This window comes from Phenylobacterium sp., assembly GCF_016793225.1.
Lineage (GTDB): Bacteria > Pseudomonadota > Alphaproteobacteria > Caulobacterales > Caulobacteraceae > Phenylobacterium.
In genome coordinates this window covers 1-1,583 of the sequence record NZ_JAEUMN010000031.1, presented here as the reverse complement: position 1 = coordinate 1,583, position 1,583 = coordinate 1, and the positions used below count along the sequence as shown (strand labels likewise).

2 protein-coding genes are annotated in these 1,583 nt (G+C 74.4%); both read right to left on the bottom strand.

The window, feature by feature from the left end; all coding sequences use genetic code 11:
- Positions 1–21: 21 nt before the first annotated feature.
- A complete protein-coding gene (locus tag JNK30_RS03445) occupies positions 22–1,446 on the bottom strand; it encodes a sulfatase-like hydrolase/transferase (protein WP_293480208.1) in 1,425 nt (474 codons plus the stop codon).
- Positions 1,443–1,577: a DUF3604 domain-containing protein gene (locus JNK30_RS22965; protein ID WP_367118726.1), complete on the bottom strand. Its 135-nt coding sequence runs from the start codon at positions 1,575–1,577 to the stop codon at positions 1,443–1,445. The genes JNK30_RS03445 and JNK30_RS22965 overlap by 4 nt, the downstream gene beginning before the upstream one ends.
- Positions 1,578–1,583: the final 6 nt, after the last annotated feature.

Genomic DNA, 1,583 nt, shown 5'->3' with positions numbered 1-1,583 from the left:
ACCGTGGCGGCGATCTGACCGCTACTCGGGTCCGCCGCCGTAGAGCAGGCTGCGGGGATCGACGGGCCGGCCTTCGACGTACGCCGCGATCATGCCCTTCACCTCGCCGGCCGCGGAGCGCTCGGTCCGATTGAGGGAGCCCCACGCGGGCGGCGGCATCTGGGATGACCACCGCGTCCAGTCGGCCTGGAGACGGGAGAGGATGTCCGGCCGCGCGGCGGCGAGGTCCTGCCGCTCGCCCACGTCCCGCGACAGGTCGAACAGCCACCAGCGGTCCTCGGCCCGCACCGCCTTCCAGCGGCCCGAGCGGATGGCGCCCTGCGGCCCCAGCCGCCAGTAGAGCGTCCGCTCGGGCGGCCGGGCGCGGCCCGCGAGCGCGGGACCGAGGTCGGCGCCGTCCAGCTCGGGCGTACGCGGCGCGCCGGCCGCCGCCAGCAGGGTTGCGGTCAGGTCGACGCCGGTCCCCACGGCCGGCGATACCCGCCCCGCGGGCAGCCGCCCCGTCCAGCGGAAGATCGTGGGCACGCGCACGCCGCCCTCGAGAACCGTCGCCTTGACCCCGTTCAGGGGGCCGTTCGAGCTGGTGGTCTGCCAGGTGGGCCCGCCGTTGTCGCTGGTGAAGACGATCAGCGTGTCGCGCGCCAGGCCGGCGTCGTCGACGGCGCGGACCACACGGCCGACCGCCTCGTCCATCGCCGCCAGCATGGCCAGGTAGGCCCGGCGCCTGGGGTCCTTCACGGCCGCGAACCGGCCCAGGTAGGCGGCCGTGGACTGCAGGGGCGCGTGCACGGCGTTGAACGCCAGGTACAGGAAGAACGGCCGGGTGCGGTTCGCCTCGATGAAGGCCACGGACTCGTCGGCGAAGGCCTCGGTCGTGTGCCCGGGCATGGGCGTGGCCGCCGACCCGCGGACCATGTCCTTGGCGCCCGAGGGCGCGTCGGGCGTATAGGCCATCGCGCCGCCCAGGAAGCCGTAGAACCGGTCGAAACCGCGGGCGGTGGGCAGGTTCTCGGGCGTGAACCCGATGTGCCACTTGCCCACGGCCGCCGTCGCATAGCCCAGCGCCTTCAGCCGCTCGGGCAGCGTCCCGCCATGATCCCGCGGCAGGCCGACCACCGGCGACGTCGATTGGGCGACGCCGGGATTGTTCTCGAAGCCGAAGCGATGCTGGTAGCGACCGGACAGCAGCGCGGCGCGGGCGGGCGCGCAACTGGGGTGGTTCGAGTAGAAGTCGGTCATCCGGACGCCCTGCGACGCCAGGCGGTCGAGATGCGGCGTCGCAACGTCCCGGCCGCCCTGCACGCCCAGGTCGCCGTATCCCAGGTCGTCGGCGACGATGAGGACGATGTTGGGGCGCCGGGCGGCGGAGGCCGCCGCGCCGGGCGCCAGCGCCGCCGAGCCGAGGAGCGTGAGCAGTCGGCGGCGGGGAAGCGGTGCGGTCCTCACGCGGCCGGCTCGTACCAGATGGGCGAGGACCAGGCGCGTTCCATGATGGTGGGTGCGAGCTTGGGGTTGGGGGGCGTGCCGTTGCGCAGGGCGTCCCAGGTGGACCAGCGGCAGGAGGGGTTCTCGAGCACGCGGAC